A 16,994-nucleotide genomic window follows, 5' to 3' on the forward strand; every position below is an offset into this window, starting at 1 on the left:
CCCCCCCCCCCCCCCCCCCCCCCCCCCCCCGGCGGCCGACGCCGCCCGCCCGGACGCCCCGGCGCGCCGGGCCGGGCGGGCGACGCCGTACCTCTTCCTCGCCCCGTACCTGCTCCTGTTCGGGGTCTTCGGCCTGCTGCCGATCCTGCTCGGTCTCTGGCTCAGCGTGCACCAGTGGGACTTCCAGTTGCCCAACCGGCCCTTCGTCGGGCTGGACAACTACCAGGAGCTCTTCTCCAGCGACTCGGCCGTCTACGGCGACTGGTGGCAGAGCGTCCGGGCGACGGCGATCTTCACCGTCTTCGCGGTGCCGCTGCTGGTGGTCGTCCCGCTCGGGCTGGCGCTGCTGCTGAACCGCTCGTTCCCCGGCCGGACCTTCTTCCGGGCGATCTACTTCGCGCCGTACGTGCTGGGCGTGGCGGTGATCGGCCTGCTCTGGCGCTTCCTGCTCGACGCCAACCTGGGCCTGGTCAACCGGCTCGCCGGCATGGTCGGGCTGCCGGCCGACACCCCGTGGGTGACGGACGTGCCGTGGGCCTGGGTCTCGCTGGTCGGGGTGACCGTCTGGTGGACCTCCGGCTTCAACGCCGTGATCTACCTGGCCGGGCTCCAGGACATCCCGCAGGAGCTGTACGAGGCGGCGAAGGTGGACGGCGCGACCGCCTGGGAACGGTTCCGGCACGTCACGCTCCCCGGGCTGCGTCCGGTGCTGCTCTTCGTGATCACCACGACCGTGCTCGCCTCGGCGAACGTGTTCGGCCAGTCGTTCCTGATCACCCAGGGCGCGCCGGGCACCGAGACCCGCACGGTGGTCTGGTTCATCGTCGAGGAGGGGCTGCGGGACAACGACGCCGGCCGCGCCGCCGCGATGAGCATCGTGTTCGCGCTGATGCTGGCGGTCGTGAGCATCGCCAACTTCCGCTTCTTCCGCTACCGGGAAGACTGAGGGGACCGCCATGACGACGCCCACGCGCACCACGCGCGCCCCCGCGCCGACCCGCACCGGAGCCCCGGCGACGAGCCGCGCCCCGGGGACCGCGCTGCGCCGGACCGCGCTCTACGCCACCCTGGTCGCGCTCGCCCTGGTCTTCCTGCTGCCGCTGGTGTGGATGGTCATCACCTCGCTGAAGACCTACACCGGGGCCCAGCAGATCCCGCCGACCTGGCTGCCGGACCCGCTCTCCGGGTACGGCTACGAGCAGATCCTGAACAACTCCGCCAACCCCGTGCTGCGCTGGTTCGTCAACAGCATGCTGGCCGCCACCGCGCACGCGCTACTGGTGCTGGCGACCGCCTCGATGGCCGCGTACGCCCTGGCGCGGATGCGGTTCCGCGGCCGGGGGGTGCTCTTCGCGCTGATCGTCGGGACGCTGTTCATCCCGCCGACCTCGCTGATCATCCCGAACTTCCTGATCGTCGACGAGCTGAACTGGATCGACACCCTGACCGTGGTGATCGTCCCCGGAGCGGCGAGCGCGTTCGGGGTGTTCTTCCTGCGGCAGTTCTTCCTCTCCCTGCCCCGGGAACTGGAGGAGGCCGCGGTGCTGGACGGGGCCAACCAGTGGCAGATCTTCTGGCGGGTGGTGCTGCCGCTGTCCAAGCCGGCGCTGGCCACCCTGGCGGTGCTGTCGTTCCTCACCAACTGGAACGACTTCCTCTGGCCGATCTTCGTGCTGTTCAGCCCGGAGACGCTCACCCTGCCGCCGGGCCTGGGCCTGCTCCAGGGCTCCTACGTCACCGACTACCCGGTGATCATGGCGGGGGCGGTGCTGGCCAGCGTGCCGGTGCTGATCCTCTTCGTGCTCGCCCAGCGGCACATCATCCAGGGCGTCTCCCGCAGCGGCCTGAAGGGATGACGGTCGGGATCCGGTGGCGCGGCGCGGCGGCGGTGCTCGCCGCCGCGCTGCTCGCCGCCGGTTGCGGTGGTGCAGATGAACCTTCGAGCACGGGAGACGACGCGCGCATGTTCACCAACCCGGTCGTACGCACCGACGCGCCCGACCCGCAGGCGATCCGGGTGGGCGACACCTGGTACCTGTTCCACACCAACGCCGGGGGCCGCAACGTCCCGGTGCTCACCTCTGCGGACCTGGTCGACTGGACCCCGGCCGGGGACGCGCTGCCCGAACTGCCGGCGTGGGCGGACGCCGGGAAGACCTGGGCGCCCGAGGCGATCGAACTGGCCCCGGGCCGGTTCGCGCTCTACTACACCGTCGCCGGGCGCGAGTCGGGGCGGCAGTGCGTCGGGCGGGCCGTGGCGAGCGCGCCGCAGGGGCCGTACCGGGACGACTCGACCGGGCCGCTGATCTGCCAGGCGGAGCTGGGCGGGGCCATCGACGCCAGCCCGTTCCGGGACGCCGACGGCAGCCTCTGGCTGCTGTGGAAGAACGACGGCAACGCCATCGGGGTGGACACCTGGATCTGGTCGCAGCGCCTCTCGGACGACGGGCTGCGCCTGGTGGGCGAGCCGACGAAGCTGCTGAAGCAGACCGAGCCGTGGGAGGGCACCCTGATCGAGGGCCCGTTCCTGCACCGCCAGGACGGCAGGCTCTTCCTGTTCTTCGCCGCGAACGCCTACGACCGCGCCGAGTACGCGGAGGGCTACGCGGTCTGCGAGTCGCCGGCCGGGCCGTGCGTGAAGGCCCCGGAGAACCCGATCCTGAAGACCAACGAGGTCGCCTCCGGGCCGGGGCACGCCTCGATGGTGGTCAAGGACGGGCGCACCTGGCTGCTCTACCACGCCTGGCCGCCCGGCCAGGAGGGCACCGTCGACCCGGGCCGCCAGGTCTGGCTCGACGAGGTCGTCTGGACCGACGGCAGGCCCGTGGTCAAGGGCCCGACGGCGGGGCCGCAGCAGAGGCCCTGACGGCCGGAGACACCGACAGCGCGGCACCCGACGGGATCGGGTGCCGCGCTGTCCTCGTACACCAGGGCAAGCGCGACCGAACCGCGGCGGCCGACCCCGGAGGGTTTCCGATGAGCCGGAACCCCGCCCGAGATGGTCCCAGCCGATGATCCAGGCGAGGCCGGTGAGGTCGCGGGCGCCGAGCCGGCGCTTCAGGCCGGGCCCGCCGTCGTCGCCGTCGGCCTCGCTCTGCGCGATGACGTCCCCGATCGGTTTGGTACGCAGCACGGACACGTGTCACCCCTCCCACCGCCCGGACCACCCCCGTGGCGGCCGGTGACCGGCGATGCCACCCAGGGCGGAACCCCCTCAACCCCCACGTCTCGGGTCATCAGGGTCACCACCCGGCGTGTGCGTCCCACCACGGTGCGCCCCGTGAGCCCGGCCACAGGGAGGAGCCGGTGTCGACGGACGGATCGATCCCGCCCAGACTCTTGCGCAGAGCCCGTGAGGTGTGAAAATTTCCTACCAGCGGCAGATTGTCAACGGCGAATCTTGCCGTCTGCGTCGCGATCCACCCCTGACACGGGAGCCCCAACGAAGGGACACAGCGCATGAAGGCAACTCGGCTCGGAGCCGCCGGGCTGGCCGCCGCACTGCTCGGCGCGCTCGTCGCCGCCACCCCGGCGAGCGCGGCGCCCGACACGGCGACCACCGCCGCCTCCACCACCACCTGCGTCACCGACCCGGCCACGCCGAAGCGGCAGTTCCGGGCCATGTGGATCTCCTCGGTCGTCAACATCGACTGGCCGAGCAAGGCGTCCCAGACCTCGCCGGACCGCGTCGCCGCGCAGCAGGCCGAGTACCGCCAGCTGCTCGACCTCGCCGAGCGGCTCAACCACAACGCCGTGGTCGTCCAGGTCCGGCCGACCGCCGACGCGTTCTGGCCGTCGCCCCACGAGCCCTGGTCCGAGTACCTGACCGGGGTCCGCGGCGAGAACCCGGGCTGGGACCCGCTGAAGTTCGTGGTCGAGGAGGCGCACAAGCGGAACCTGGAGTTCCACGCCTGGTTCAACCCGTACCGCGTCTCCATGCCCGCCCCGGGCGGCGCCGGCGCCGACATCACCAAGCTCGCGCCGAACCACCCGGTGCGCGAGCACCCCGAGTGGACCTTCGCCTACCCGCCGGCGGGGGTCGCCGGCAGCCGGCTCTACTACAACCCCGGCATCCCGGAGGTCCGCGAGTTCGTGCAGACCGCGATGATGGACGCGGTCAAGCGGTACGACGTCGACGGCGTGCACTTCGACGACTACTTCTACCCCTACCCGAGCGGCACCCACCAGGTGCCCGACGACGCCACCTTCGCGGCGCACAACCGGGGCTTCACCGACAAGGCCGACTGGCGGCGGGACAACATCAACCTGCTGGTCCAGGAGATGAACGCCAAGATCAAGGCCGAGAAGCCGTGGGTGAAGTTCGGCGTCAGCCCGTTCGGCATCTGGCGCAACCAGTCGGCCGACCCGCTGGGCTCGGACACCACCGGCAGCCAGTCGTACGACATCATCTCCGCCGACACCCGCAAGTGGGTCAAGGAGGAGTGGATCGACTACATCGTGCCGCAGCTCTACTGGTACATCGGCCAGTACCCGGCCGCCGACTACGCCCGGCTGGTGCCGTGGTGGGCGGACGTGGTCAAGGGCACCCGGGTGCAGCTCTACATCGGGCAGGCCGACTACAAGAGCGGTGACCCGGTCTACGGGCCGTTCTGGCAGAACCCGCGCGAGCTGTCCGACCACCTGACGCTGAACCGGCAGTACCCCGAGGTCCTGGGCAACATCCACTTCTCGGCCGTGCAGGTGCGGGCCAACCGGCTCGGCGCGACCGACATCTACGCCGCCGAGCACTACTCCCGCCCGGCGCTCATCCCGACCATGCCGCACCTGCCGAAGAAGCCGCTGCTCATGCCGGTGGTCACCCAGGCCGCCCGGCAGGACGACGGGGTCCACCTGAGCTGGCGCCAGCCGGCCGACGGCGTGGGCCCGCTCGGCACCGCCACGTCGTACGCGGTCTACCGCTTCGACGGGGTCGGCCTGGCCGACCGGTGCGACTTCGCCGACGCGGCGCACCTCGTCGACACCGTCCGCGCCGACGCGGCCACCCGGACCCAGTCCTGGGTGGACACCACCGCCGAGGCCGGCAAGCGGTACACCTACTACGTGACCGCGCTCGACCGACTGGCGAACGAGAGCCCGGCCAGCCCGCCGGCGTTCGTCCGCTGACGTCCGACCGAATGCCCCGGGTGCCTCTGGCACCCGGGGCATTCGTCTGTTTCGACGCCTGTCACCAATTGTTCGCGGGCACCGCATCCTCCGGAACGATCATTGACCGAAACTGATCGGCATCCCGGTGACCCGCCGGTAACCCCCGTCCCACCCGCACATCCCCGCGGAGGTACCCGTGCCCAGACGCCTCACCACCCTGCTCGCCTCGGCCGCACTCACGATGCTCTTCGTCTTCGGGGTCTCCTCCCCCGCCGCCGCCGTCACGACCTCCCAGAAGCTGTCCGTCCTCTCCAGCTGGACGCAGACCAGCGCCACCAGCTACAACTCCTGGAACTCGGGCCGGCTGAACAAGGGCGCCTGGGCGGCGTACGGCTTCGACTGGTCGACCGACTACTGCTCGTCGAGCCCGGACAACCCGCTCGGCTTCAACTTCACCCTCTCCTGCTACCGGCACGACTTCGGCTACCGCAACTACAAGGCGATGAGCCGGTTCTCGGCGAACAAGGCCCGCCTGGACAGCGCCTTCTACGCCGACCTGAAGCGGGTCTGCGCCACGTACAGCACCGTCGTGCGGCCCGCCTGCTACAGCCTCGCCTGGACGTACTACCAGGCCGTCAGCGCCTTCGGCTCCGTCGCCGCCGTGCAGCAGGCCGACATCGACCGCGCCGCCCGGATGAAGGCCGACGCCGAACGCCGCGCCGCCCTGCGCCGCTGACCCACCCGTACCGTCCAGGGGTTCGCGTTCCCGGCCCGCCCGGGTGACGCGGACCCCGACCGGCGGGCCCTCCGCCGTCAGGCGTGACCGGTGTGGTGGCGGCGGCGGTCGGGAGTGACGGGCTGGCGGGGAGCCACGCGGGCGGGACCGGCGGCGAACCTCGCCGAGCCCACCGCCAGGTCCGGGTGCTCGACGGCGAGGGCCAGCGCCGCCGCCTCCTCCAGCCCCAGCTCGGTCCCCTCGCCGTACGCGCCGTCGAAGGCCGCGTCGCCCAACTCCCGGCGCAGCTCCCCCTGCCGCTGCGCCCAGTACCCGCCGTAGATGCCCGGGGCGCACCGCATGCTCGCCCGGGTCGCCCCCGCCGCGCCGAACAGGCGGGCCGCCGTCAGCCCGTCGCCGCCTGCCGCGCAGCGCACCGCCATCGCGTTCAGCGTGTCGCAGGCCCGACCGTGGAAGCCGTGGCTCATTCGCGACCGGAGCGCCACCTGAAGATGCTCGTGCGCGGCGACCAGGTCACCGCGCGCCAGGGCGACCATCCCGAGCAGCATGTCGACCGAGCGCCGCCCCCGCTCCACCGGGCGCGCCGCCTCCACCGGCCGGGCCGCGCCCAGCAGCTCGGCCGCCTCGTCCAGGGCGCCCCGCCGCCAGAGCAGCTCGGCCAGGCTGAACACCCCGAAGAGCGCGTCGCCGAGCACCTCCTGGCCGGACGCCCAGTCGATCACCTCGCGGCAGATCCGCTCGGCCTCCGCGAACTGTCCCATGTCGACCAGCGGAGCCGCCCGCCCGGCGAGCACCCGGGCGAGCAGGCCGGCGTCGCCCGCCTGCCGGGCCGCCGCCTCCGCGCGCTGGGAGTAGCGCAGCTCCTCGGCGAACTCGCCGTCCGCGCCGGCGTGCAGCGAGTGCATGTGGTACGCCGCCGCCAGCTCCGCCTCCGGGATCCGCTCGCCCGTCTCGGCGATCCGCCCGTACAGCCGGAAGAGCCAGAGCCGCCCCTCCCGGGCCAGGCCCCGCTCCCGCCACCACTGGTCGAGGCCCCCGGCCAGCCGCAGGCCGGCCCGGGCACTGCCGCCGGTGGCGCACCAGCGCAACGCGGCGCGCAGCTCGCCGGCGAGCGGGTCGAGGGCGTAGAGCGAGAGGGTCACCGGCCGCCCGTCCGGGCCCAGGTGGGCGCGCTCCAGCGCGTGCCTCGACCACGCCACGTGCCGGTTGCGGGCCGACCTCTCCTCCCCCGCCTCCACCAGCCGCCGCGCCGCGTACGCCCGGATCGGGTCCAGCATCCGGTAGGTGCTGCCCGAGGCGTGCGGCTCCGCCAGCACCATCGACTTGTCGACCAGTACCGAGAGCGGATCGAGCGGATCGTCGCCGAGCAGCCACTCCACCGTCGCCAGATCGACCGGGCCGGCGAAGACCGCCAACCAGCGCAGCAGCCGGGCGGCGCGCGGCCCCAGCGTGCGGTACGACCAGGTGACCGTGGCCTGCATGGTCAGGTGCCGTTCGGTGGCGGGGCGCTGCACCGCCCGGACGCCCGGGCCGGGCGACGCCATGCCCACGGTCGCCGCCACCGGCTCCCGCGGGTCGTCCGACCGGCCCGGCTCCACCGGGGGCGGGTCCGGGTCCTCCCGGCCGGCGTCCAGGGTGCCCAGCACGTCGTCGAGGCGCTCGGCGAGCTGCCCGACGGAGAGCACCCGCAGCCGGGCGGCGGCCAGCTCGATGGCGAGCGGCAGCCCGTCCAACCGCCGCACCACCCGGCGCAGGTCGGCCGACTCGGCCGGGTCCGGCGGCCGGCCGCCCCGGGCCGCCGCCGTCCGGTCCAGCAGCAGCGCCACCGCGTCGCTCTCCGCCCCGTCCGTCGGCGGGTCGACCGACAGCGACGGGATCCGCCAGACCACCTCGCCCGGCAGGCCGAACGACTCCCGGCTGGTGGCGAGCACCCGGACGCCCACCCCGCCGGCGAGCAGCCGGGAGATCACGTCGGCCGAGGCGGCCGGCTGGGCGTCGCAGGTGTCCAGGAGGACGAGCATCCGGCGCGCGGCCGCGTACTCCACCAGCGTGTCGACCATCGGGCGGCCCGGCTCGGGACGCAGACCGAGCACGGCCGCGACCTCGAACGCCACCAGCCCCGGGTCGGTGACCGCGGCGACGTCGACGAACCAGACACCGTCCGGATGGGACTCCACCAGGTCGACGGCGAGCTCCACGGCCAGCCGGGTCTTGCCCGCACCGCCCGCGCCGAGGACGGTGACCAGCCGGTGCGTCTCCACCAGCCGCCTCAGCTCGGCCCGCTCGGCGTGCCGGCCGACGAACGAGGTGACCGGGGTGGGGAGGTTGTGCGCGGTCGCGTCGGCGGTGCGGGGCCGCGGGAACTTCCGCTCCAGGCCCGGAGCGACCAGTTGGAAGAGCCGCTCCCGGTCGTCGAAGCCGCGCAGCCGGTGCAGGCCGAGGTCGAGCAGGGACGCGCCGGGCGGCAGCGGCTCCACGTGCCGCGCCGTCGACCCCGAGCAGAGCACCTGGCCGCCGTGGGCGGCGGCGGCGACCCGGGCCGCGCGGTGCACCTCCGGGCTGACGTACTCGCCGTCGCGCGGCTCCGCCCAGCCGGTGTGCAGCCCCATCCGGACCCGGGGCACGGCGTCGGCGGTGGGCCACTCGTGGCTGGCCAGCGCCCGTTGCGCGGTCAGGCAGGCGGTCAGCGCGGCGGTCGCGTCGCCGAAGGCGAGGAAGAACGAGTCCCCCTCGGTCAGCAGCTCCGCGCCCTCGGACGCGGCGATCGTGCGGCGCAGCAGGCGGCGATGCTCCCGCAGCACCGGCCGGTAGTCCGCGCCGAGCAGCTGGGCCAGCCGGGTGGAGCCCTCGATGTCGGTGAAGACGAAGGTCACCAACCCGCTCGGGAGGTGGATCCGTGGCGACATGGTGGAACCTCCGCCCGTGACGTCGGACTCATGCTGCCTGATACCGGACCATCACGCATCGTGAGAACGGTCGGCCGGTCCCGGCCCGGGAAGCCGTCCGGCCCCCCGGTGACCAAGGGGGCGCGCCGACGGGCGTCGGGGCGGACGAGGAACCGGCCCGGTGCGGGCGGACGAGGCGGGACCGACGACGGACCCGCCGGTCAGCAGCCGCAGCCACCGCCGCAACAACCACCGCCGGCCGGCGCCGGCGCGCCACCGGCCGTACCCCCGCCGCCCCGGCCGGTGACCGCGACGGTGGAGAGGAGCTTGACCGTGTCGGCGTGACCCGCCGGGCAGGACGCCGGCTCGGCGGCCTGCGTCATCGGGCGGTTGACCTCGAAGGTGTCGCCGCAGGCGCGGCAACGGAACTCGTACCGGGGCATGGCACCAGGGTACGACCGGTCCTGACGTACGGGGGGACATGGGTGATACTCAACTTGTGGTGGACGGCGAGGACAGGACGACCCTTCGGCCCCTGCGGCCGGCGGCACCGGTCGACGGGCCGCTCGCCGGTTCCGGCGCCGCGCCCGAACCCGCGCGGCGATTCCCGCGTCCCCGCCGCCCCTGGCTGAGGTCCGCGACCGCCCCCGACGCGGACGCCCCGGCGCCGTCAGCTCCCGTGCCCGCCAAGCCGGCGTCGACGCCGGCCGCGTCCTCCGCACCGGAGCCGACGACGACCGAGCCGACGCCCACCGCCGCCGGGCGGCCCGGCGACCCCGACAGGCCCGACGTCGCGCAGCCGACCGCCGAGGCCAATCCGGCCGGCGGGACCGCCGCCGAGGCGAAGCCGGACGACAAACCCGCCGCCGAGGCCAAGCCGGGCGAGAAGCCCGCCGCCGAGGCCAAGCCGGCCGGCGGGACCGCCGGCGGGGCGAAGCCGGCGGACACGGCGGGGACGGGCGACGAGCCGGCCACGGCCAGGAAGCCGGACGACAAAACCGCACCGGCCGCGAAGCCGGGCGACGGGACCGCACCGGCCGCGAAGCCGGGCGACGGGACCGCCGCCGACACGAAGGCCGGCGGCGCGGCGGACGGGACCGGGGCGAAGGCCGGTGCCGACACCGGCGCGTCGTCGGGCGCGGGCGACCTCGCGGAGACGAAGACCGACGTGCCCGCGACGAGACCGGCCACCGGACCCCGGCGGCGCCGGGTGCAGTTCGCGCACGCCGTACGCCGGCCGCCGCACCGCATTGCGATGACCGCCGCCCGCGCCACCCGGGAGTGGTCGCGGCGGCCCAGCGGCCGGCTCACCCTGCCCGGGGTGTTTCTGCTCGCCCTGGTCGCGGCGACGGCCGCGGCGGGCGCGCTGCTGGTGCCCGCGACGGCGCGGGGGCCACGTCCGGTCGCCGTCGACGCCACCTCCCTCGCGCCGACCACCGTTCCGCAGGGGCCGCTGCCGGGCGGGACGCCGCTGCCCGGCGAGACGCCGTGGCCCGGCGGGTCGCCCCTGCCCGGCGGGACGGTGCCGCCGGTCGGCACGGTGCCGACCGGCCCGCCAGTCGGCGGGAGCACCGGCCGGCCGTCGGACGCGCTGGCCGGCTGGGCCGCCCAGGTGGGACCGAAGGTCGGCATCTCGCCGGTGGCCATGCAGGCGTACGGCTACGCCGAGGTGGTGCTTGCCCAGACCAACCGCAGCTGCGGGCTGAGCTGGACCACCCTGGCGGCCATCGGGTTCGTCGAGTCGGGGCACGGTCAGGCCAACGGCGCGACGCTCCGCCCGGACGGCAAGGCGCTGCCCGAGATCATCGGACTGCCGCTCGACGGGCAGGGCGGCCGGATGCGCATCCCCGACACCGACCGCGGTGTGATGGACAAGGACCCGGTCCTCGACCGGGCGGTCGGGCCGATGCAGTTCATCCCGACGACCTGGCAGGAGATCGGGGCCGACGCCGACAACGACGGCGTCAAGGACCCGCACGACCTGGACGACGCCGCCCTCGCCGCCGGCAACTACCTCTGCAAGGGCGGCCGGAACCTCACCATCCCGGCCGACTGGTGGAACGCGATCCTGTCCTACAACGACGTCCGCCGCTACGCCCAGGACGTCTACGACACCGCCAACCGGTACGGACAGGCCAGCCGCACGTGAAGTGATCGTCCGCATACATTGGAGAACTGGGCACTTCCCCCGGGCAGCGGTTAGCGGCAAGCTAGACGGGTGATGGTGCGCGAGTGGGACCCCAGGACCGCGTCGTCCGCCGAGATCGCGTCGCTGTTGGACACGCTGAACGCGGTCCTGGCGGCCGATCTGCCGCAGGACCCGCCATGGCGGGAGCGTTCCATGCGGGAATACCTCGCCGAGGTGATGCCCGGCGAGCGACGGATCTCCTGGGTCGCCCAGGCGGAGCCGGCGGCCGACGGCAGCCCGGGGGCGATCCTGGGCCACGTGCACGTGCTGCTGCTCGGCGACATCGGGGTGCTCGAGGTGCTGGTGCACCCCTCGGCGCGGCGCACGGGCCTCGGCCGGGACCTCGTCCTGACCGCCGCCCGGCGGGTCTACCAGGAGGGCTTCCAGTCGATCGGCGTGGAGGTGGTCGGCGACACGCCGGCCGTCGCCTTCTACGAGTCGCTCGGCTTCTCGAAGGAATACGTCGAGACCCGCAGCGTGCTGGACCTGTCCGGCGTGGACTGGGCCGAGCTGGCGGAGATGGCCACCGGCATCAGCGCGGGCTACCACCTCCAGTTCCACCCCGGCGGCCCGCCGGACGAGCTGATCGAGGCGTACGCGCGGGCCAAGGCGGAGGTGCGCGACGTCGAGGACGGCGAGCTGCGCCCCAGCTCCTACGACCCCGAGCGGCTGCGGGACAGTCTGGACTGCCTGCACCGGCGGGGCATGAAGCCCTACATCGTGCTCGCCCTGCACGAACAGACCGGGGAGGTGGCGGGGCTGACCGAGGTGGTCGTGCCCGTCCAGCATCCGACCCGCGCCGACCAGTACGACACCATCGTCGTGCAGGACCACCGGGGCTACGGCATCGACCGGGCGATCAAGGCCCGGATGCTGTTGGAGCTGCGCTCGGCGGAGGCGGAGCTGACCGAGGTACAGACCTGGAACGCGCAGGCCAACGAGGCCATGCTCAAGGTCAACGCCGAGTTGGGCTATCGTCCGGACCGCGAATGGTGCGAATACAGCATCGACGTGGCCGAGCTGGTGCACCGCCTCGACGCCGGACGCTGACCGGAGAGTTCACGAAACTGTCCAGTGGGGGATGGACGGCGGTCAGCGGCGACCCTTAACGTGCGTTAGTTCCCTGTCCACCCATCGTGGAGGCCCCATGCGCCCGCGCCGCACTCTTGCCGCGCTCGCGACCGCCACCGCCGCCGTGACCGTCACGGCCGTCGGCGTCGCACCCACCGCGGCCAGCGCCGCGCCCACCGACCTCTTCATCTCCGAGTACGTCGAAGGCTCGTCGAACAACAAGGCGATCGAGCTGTTCAACGGCACGGGCGCCGCCGTCGACCTGGCCGCTGGCGGCTACCAGCTCCAGTTGCACTTCAACGGCTCCACCACGCCGACGAACCTGGCCCTCACCGGCACCGTCGCGGCCGGTGACGCCTTCGTCCTCGCCGCCGCCTCGGCCGCGCCGGCAATCCTCGACCGGGCCGACCAGACCACCGGCGCCAGCCTGTTCAACGGCGACGACGCGATCGTGCTGCGTCGGGGCGGCACCGTGCTCGACTCGATCGGCCAGGTCGGCGTCGACCCGGGCACCGAGTGGGGCACGGGCGTCACCAGCACCGCCGACAACACGCTGCGTCGCTCGGCCGCCGTCGCCTCCGGCGACACCGACCCCTCGGACGCGTTCGACCCGGCCGCCCAGTGGGCCGGTTTCCCCGTCGACACGTTCGACGGCCTCGGCACGCACGCCGTCGACGGCGGCGGTCCGGTCGACGCGCCCGCCACGCTCACCTGCGGTCCGACGTTGGTGACCTCGGCCGGCACGGCGGCCACCCGGGAGGTCACCGCCACCGACGCGGACGACCGGATCGTCGACCTGGCGGTCACCTCGGTCAGCCCGACCCCCGCCACCGGCTCCGTCAGCCGCTCGGCGGTCACCCCGGCCGACGCGGTCGGCGGCACCGCCCGGGCCACGGTCGGCACGAGCGCCGACCTGGCCGCCGGGGCGTACACCGTGGTGCTGACCGCGACCGACGCGGACGGCGGCACCGCCACCTGCACGCTGGCCGTGCAGGTGACCCGGGAGCTGACCGTCGGCGAGGTGCAGGGCCCGACCACCGACGGCGAGTCCGGCCCCGCCGACCGGTCGCCGCTCGCGCCGGGCACCGGCAACGGGACCAGCAGCACGCTGTACGACGTACGCGGAGTGATCACCCAGCTCACCCTGGCACGCGACTCGGCGGGCCGGGACCAGCGCGGGTTCTTCCTGCAGAGCCGCTCGGACGCCACCGACGGCGACCCGACCAGCTCGGACGGCATCTTCGTCTTCATGGGCTCGTTCACCTCGCTGATCGGCGGCTACGTGCCGACGGTCGGCGACGAGGTGGTGCTGCGCGCCCGGGTCTCCGAGTACTTCAACTTCACCCAGCTCTCCGGCGCGTCGCTGGTCCGTCGGATCGCCTCCGGCGTCGACGTGAACGCCGAGGTCGAGGTGACCGACGCGGTGCCGCCGGTCGAGGTGGCGGCGGCGCAGCGCTTCTTCGAGCGGCACGAGGGCGCCCGGCTGCGGGTGCGTGCCGGCAGCGGCGCGGTGAGCGGGCGGAACGTCTTCGCCTCCACTGCGGACGCGGAGATCTTCGTGATCGACCGGGACGACCCGCTGCTCGACCGCGCCGACCAGTACGCCCGCCGGGTGTTCCGGGACGCGCATCCGCTGGACAACGACCCGAGCCGCCGCTTCGACGACGGCAACGGGCAGCGCGTCCTGCTCGGCAGCATGGGCGTCAAGGGCGCCACGGGTGACAGCGGCGCGCTGCTGCCGCCCGCGCGTACCTTCGACACGCTGACCGCCGACGCGGTCGGCGGGCTCTACTACTCGTTCGAGAAGTACGGCGTGCAGGTCGAGGCGGCCGCGTTCACCAGCGGGGCCGACCCGTCGACGAACAACCCGCCGAAGCCGGCCAACCGGTCGGAGGAGGTCGCGGTCGCGACCTACAACGTCGAGAACCTGTACGACTACCGTGACGACCCCTTCGACGGCTGCGACTTCGCCGGCAACGCCGGCTGCACCGGGGTACGCCCGCCGTTCGACTACGTGCCGGGCAGCGAGCAGGAGTACCGCGAGCAGCTCGCCGCGCTGGCCGACCAGATCACCACCGACCTGCACTCCCCGGACCTGATCCTGGTGCAGGAGGCCGAGGACCAGGACATCTGCTCGGTCTCCGGCAGCGAGCTGGTCTGCGGCACCACCGACAACGCGGACGGCGCGCCGGACTCCCTCCAGGACCTGGCGCTGACCATCGCGGCCGCCGGTGGCCCTGCCTACCAGGCCGCGTACGACCGGACGGGCGCGGACGCCCGGGGCATCACCGCGGCGTTCCTGTTCCGCACCGACCGGGTGTCGCTGGCGGCGCCCACCGCCGGCGACCCGCTGCTGGGCTCGGCGCCGACGGTGCGCTACCGGGGGGCGGCGCTGCCGGGCAACGCGGACGTGCAGAACCCGAAGGCGCTCAACGCGGTGCTCCCCGCCGACGTGGACACCTCCACCGGCAAGGACGGAAACAACGTCTTCACCCGCGCGCCGCAGCTCGGCAAGTTCACCGTCGCGGCAGCCCCCGGCTCCACGGAGCGGTACACGCTCTGGGCCGCGAGCAACCACTACTCGTCGGGGCCGGACAGCCGCGTCGGGCAGCGCCGGGAGCAGGCCGCGTACGGCGCCGCGATCGTCACCGCGATCGAGGCGTCGGACCCGCACGCGCGGGTGGTCTACGGCGGGGACCTCAACGTCTTCCCCCGCCCCGACGATCCGATCGCCACGGCGGCGGAGCCCACCGGGTCGGACCAGCTCGGGCCGCTGTACGAGGCGGGCATGCGCAACCTCTGGGACGACCTGCTCGCCGACGCGCCGTCGTCCGCCTACTCGTACAGCTTCGAGGGGCAGGCGCAGACGCTCGACCACCTGTTCGTGAACGGCGCGCTGCACCGGGACCTGGTGCAGATGCGGGCCGCGCACATCAACGCCGACTGGCCGGCCGACCACGCGGCCGACGGCAGCCGGGGCTCCAGCGACCATGACCCGCAGGTGGCCCGCTTCCGCTCCCGGGCCTCGCTGAGCGTCAGCGACGCGTTGGCGGTCGAGGGGGACCGGGACACCCGGCCGCTGACCTTCACGGTCACCGTGTCGCGCCCGTTGTCCCAGCCGGTGCTGCTCTGCGCCGCCACCTACGGCACCACGGCCCAGGCCGGCGCCGACTACGACCCGTACGTCGGATGCAAGGTCCTGGCCGCCGGGCAGACCTCCCTGGCCTTCCCGGTGGCCGTGCGGGGTGACCGGAAGCGGGAAGCGGACGAGAAGGTGAACCTGGTGGTGGCCGGGGTGCCGGGCCTGCGCCTGGCGGACCCCGTCGCCGTGGGCACCATCGCCGACGACGACTGACGTCACACCGGAGCGTGTCCCGACGGCCCGTCGCCCAGGATCTTCCTGGCCGGCGGGCCGTTCGCTCACCACGGGAAGCGCGGGTCGCGCACGCGCGGCGGCGGGGGCACGCCGCGGTACTGCGCGACCCGCACCTCCCACTGGCTGCGCCGCCGCATGGCGTCGCGGACCCGGCGGTTGCGGTGGAACGTCTCCGGCGGACGGGCCAGCCCGTAGACGTCCGCCCACCACTCGCCCGGCTCGGGGTCGAGGATCGTGTCCAGGTGCGAGGGGTAGCGACGCCCCGCCCCGTCGCGGGTGTCCTGCCAGTCCCGCATCGGCTTCAGCACCTGCCCGAACTCGTCGACCACGGCCAGCCGGAACCCGGCGACCCCGAGGATGCGGCGCAGGAGCAGGATGCTCGGCACCAACCGGCCCGCCTCGATCCGCCCGACGGTGGAATGGTTCACCCCGGCCCACCGGGCCAGCTCCCGCTGGCTGAGGCTGGCGCGCCGCCGGAGCGCCCGGACGATGCCTGCGGCCGGCCACGGAGTGTCGAACGGCTCGGTCAGCATCATGGGCGGCTCGCGCGAGCCCGCCGGCTGGTCGGAACCCGACACCCCGGCGGAGCCCGACTCCGCTCCGGAGCCCGACGTCCCGGCACAGCCCGACGTCCCCGCGCAGCCCGACATCGCGGCGCAGCCCGGCATTCCGTCGGGACCCGACAGTTCGTCGGGGCCCGGCAGTTGGTCGGGGCCCGGCGGTCGGTCGGAGCCTGACATGCGGTCGGAATCCGAGGGCCGGTCGCTCTCCGGCTCGGCGGGACAGTCGGTCATCCCGCCACGATCCTGGCGGCGGAGCCACTTCCGCAATCCCGCCCGCTCCGCCTGTGGACAACGCGGCCGCCTGTGGAAAACCGCCGACGGATCCTGCCGTCCCACCTCGGACACATTCCACTCGCACGGTAACGCTGAGCGACCGACCCGGCGCCTTCGCCAATTACTACGATAAGTAACGACGGCCTCGGGCGCTGACGGAGCCTCTGCCACCGCCGGCGGCGATGACAGCGCCGCGACCAGCACATTCATCGAAGGCCGCCCTCGGAAGCAATCAACCCCTGTGCGCCCTTTGCTCTGCATCCTCATACGCAACAGGCACTCAGGGTTGCTGGTGCGTATGAGGGTGCAGAGCAAAGCGTCCGAAGGACAGTGGCGTCGGACCACGGCTTGAATACTCAGCGTCACCGACGTCGAACCGTTGCCGAGATGTGAAGCGGGCAGCCGGTTCAGCGCTGACGACCGCAGCACCCACGCCCTTCAACTGCCGAGGACGCACAGCACCCACACGGAGACCGACCACCAGCACCAGCACCAGCACCAGCACCAGCACCAGCACCAGTGAGTCGACCTGGGCGAGGAGGGCAGACGCGGATTCCGGTGTGGGCGTCCCTGACGGGCGACGGAGGGATGGGCGGCGCGGGTCGGACCCTGGCCAGTCAGACCCGACCCGCTCAGGCCAGGCGCGGCCGAACCCTGCCGGTCAGGTCCGAAGCCCGGGTTGTCCAGGTCCCGTCGTCGAAGGCAGCAACGACGGGCCGCGGCTGGCCGGGGCCACGGGCCAGGCGAGGCCACGGGCCAGCCGAGGGTGCGGGCCGGGCCAGCCGAGGGCGCGGCC

At 73.7% G+C, this 16,994-nt stretch carries 12 protein-coding genes; 8 read left to right on the forward strand and 4 right to left on the reverse strand.

Features of this window, described 5'->3' with window-relative positions:
• From ACSNN9_RS09380 to ACSNN9_RS09400, 5 genes are all read left to right on the forward strand, one after another.
• Positions 1-946, forward strand: a 946-nt coding sequence (locus ACSNN9_RS09380; protein ID WP_436672562.1) for a carbohydrate ABC transporter permease, incomplete at its 5' end; no start/stop codon positions are given.
• Positions 947-956: 10 nt separating this feature from the next.
• A complete protein-coding gene (locus ACSNN9_RS09385; protein WP_436672563.1) occupies positions 957-1,856 on the forward strand; it encodes a carbohydrate ABC transporter permease in 900 nt (299 codons plus the stop codon).
• Positions 1,853-2,866 (forward strand): glycoside hydrolase family 43 protein, encoded by a 1,014-nt coding sequence (locus ACSNN9_RS09390; RefSeq protein ID WP_436672564.1) that lies wholly within the window; start codon positions 1,853-1,855, stop codon positions 2,864-2,866. The genes ACSNN9_RS09385 and ACSNN9_RS09390 overlap by 4 nt, the downstream gene beginning before the upstream one ends.
• Before the next feature lie 593 nt (positions 2,867-3,459).
• A complete protein-coding gene (locus tag ACSNN9_RS09395; RefSeq protein WP_436672565.1) occupies positions 3,460-5,124 on the forward strand; it encodes a glycoside hydrolase family 10 protein in 1,665 nt (554 codons plus the stop codon).
• Positions 5,125-5,302: 178 nt separating this feature from the next.
• Positions 5,303-5,842 (forward strand): phospholipase, encoded by a 540-nt coding sequence (locus ACSNN9_RS09400; protein ID WP_436672567.1) that lies wholly within the window; start codon positions 5,303-5,305, stop codon positions 5,840-5,842.
• A 77-nt stretch (positions 5,843-5,919) separates the two neighbouring features.
• Here the strand turns inward: ACSNN9_RS09400 and ACSNN9_RS09405 are convergent, their stop codons facing one another.
• Together ACSNN9_RS09405 and ACSNN9_RS09410 are read right to left on the reverse strand one after the other, a co-directional pair.
• On the reverse strand, positions 5,920-8,748 hold the full coding sequence (locus tag ACSNN9_RS09405; protein WP_436672568.1) for an ATP-binding protein: 2,829 nt from the start codon (positions 8,746-8,748) through the stop codon (positions 5,920-5,922).
• Positions 8,749-8,948: 200 nt separating this feature from the next.
• The gene (locus tag ACSNN9_RS09410) at positions 8,949-9,170 is read right to left on the reverse strand and encodes an FmdB family zinc ribbon protein (RefSeq protein ID WP_436672569.1); all 222 of its coding nucleotides are present in this window, start codon (positions 9,168-9,170) and stop codon (positions 8,949-8,951) included.
• 236 nt (positions 9,171-9,406) lie between these two features.
• Here ACSNN9_RS09410 and ACSNN9_RS09415 point away from each other — a divergent pair, with 236 nt between their 5' ends.
• From ACSNN9_RS09415 to ACSNN9_RS09425, 3 genes are all read left to right on the forward strand, one after another.
• Positions 9,407-10,876, forward strand: a complete 1,470-nt coding sequence (locus ACSNN9_RS09415; RefSeq protein WP_436672570.1) for a lytic murein transglycosylase — start codon at positions 9,407-9,409, stop codon at positions 10,874-10,876.
• Between the two features lie 72 nt (positions 10,877-10,948).
• Positions 10,949-11,965, forward strand: a complete 1,017-nt coding sequence (locus ACSNN9_RS09420; protein WP_436672634.1) for a GNAT family N-acetyltransferase — start codon at positions 10,949-10,951, stop codon at positions 11,963-11,965.
• A 97-nt stretch (positions 11,966-12,062) separates the two neighbouring features.
• The gene (locus tag ACSNN9_RS09425) at positions 12,063-15,341 is read left to right on the forward strand and encodes a lamin tail domain-containing protein (protein ID WP_436672572.1); all 3,279 of its coding nucleotides are present in this window, start codon (positions 12,063-12,065) and stop codon (positions 15,339-15,341) included.
• A 65-nt stretch (positions 15,342-15,406) separates the two neighbouring features.
• On the opposite strand, the gene ACSNN9_RS09430 is transcribed toward ACSNN9_RS09425, so the two are convergent.
• Together ACSNN9_RS09430 and ACSNN9_RS09435 are read right to left on the reverse strand one after the other, a co-directional pair.
• A complete protein-coding gene (locus ACSNN9_RS09430) occupies positions 15,407-15,898 on the reverse strand; it encodes a helix-turn-helix domain-containing protein (RefSeq protein ID WP_436672573.1) in 492 nt (163 codons plus the stop codon).
• Positions 15,899-16,478: 580 nt separating this feature from the next.
• A complete protein-coding gene (locus ACSNN9_RS09435; protein ID WP_436672574.1) occupies positions 16,479-16,715 on the reverse strand; it encodes a hypothetical protein in 237 nt (78 codons plus the stop codon).
• Between the last annotated feature and the right edge of the window lie 279 nt (positions 16,716-16,994).

Source organism: Micromonospora sp. URMC 107 (assembly GCF_051386315.1).
GTDB lineage: Bacteria > Actinomycetota > Actinomycetes > Mycobacteriales > Micromonosporaceae > Micromonospora.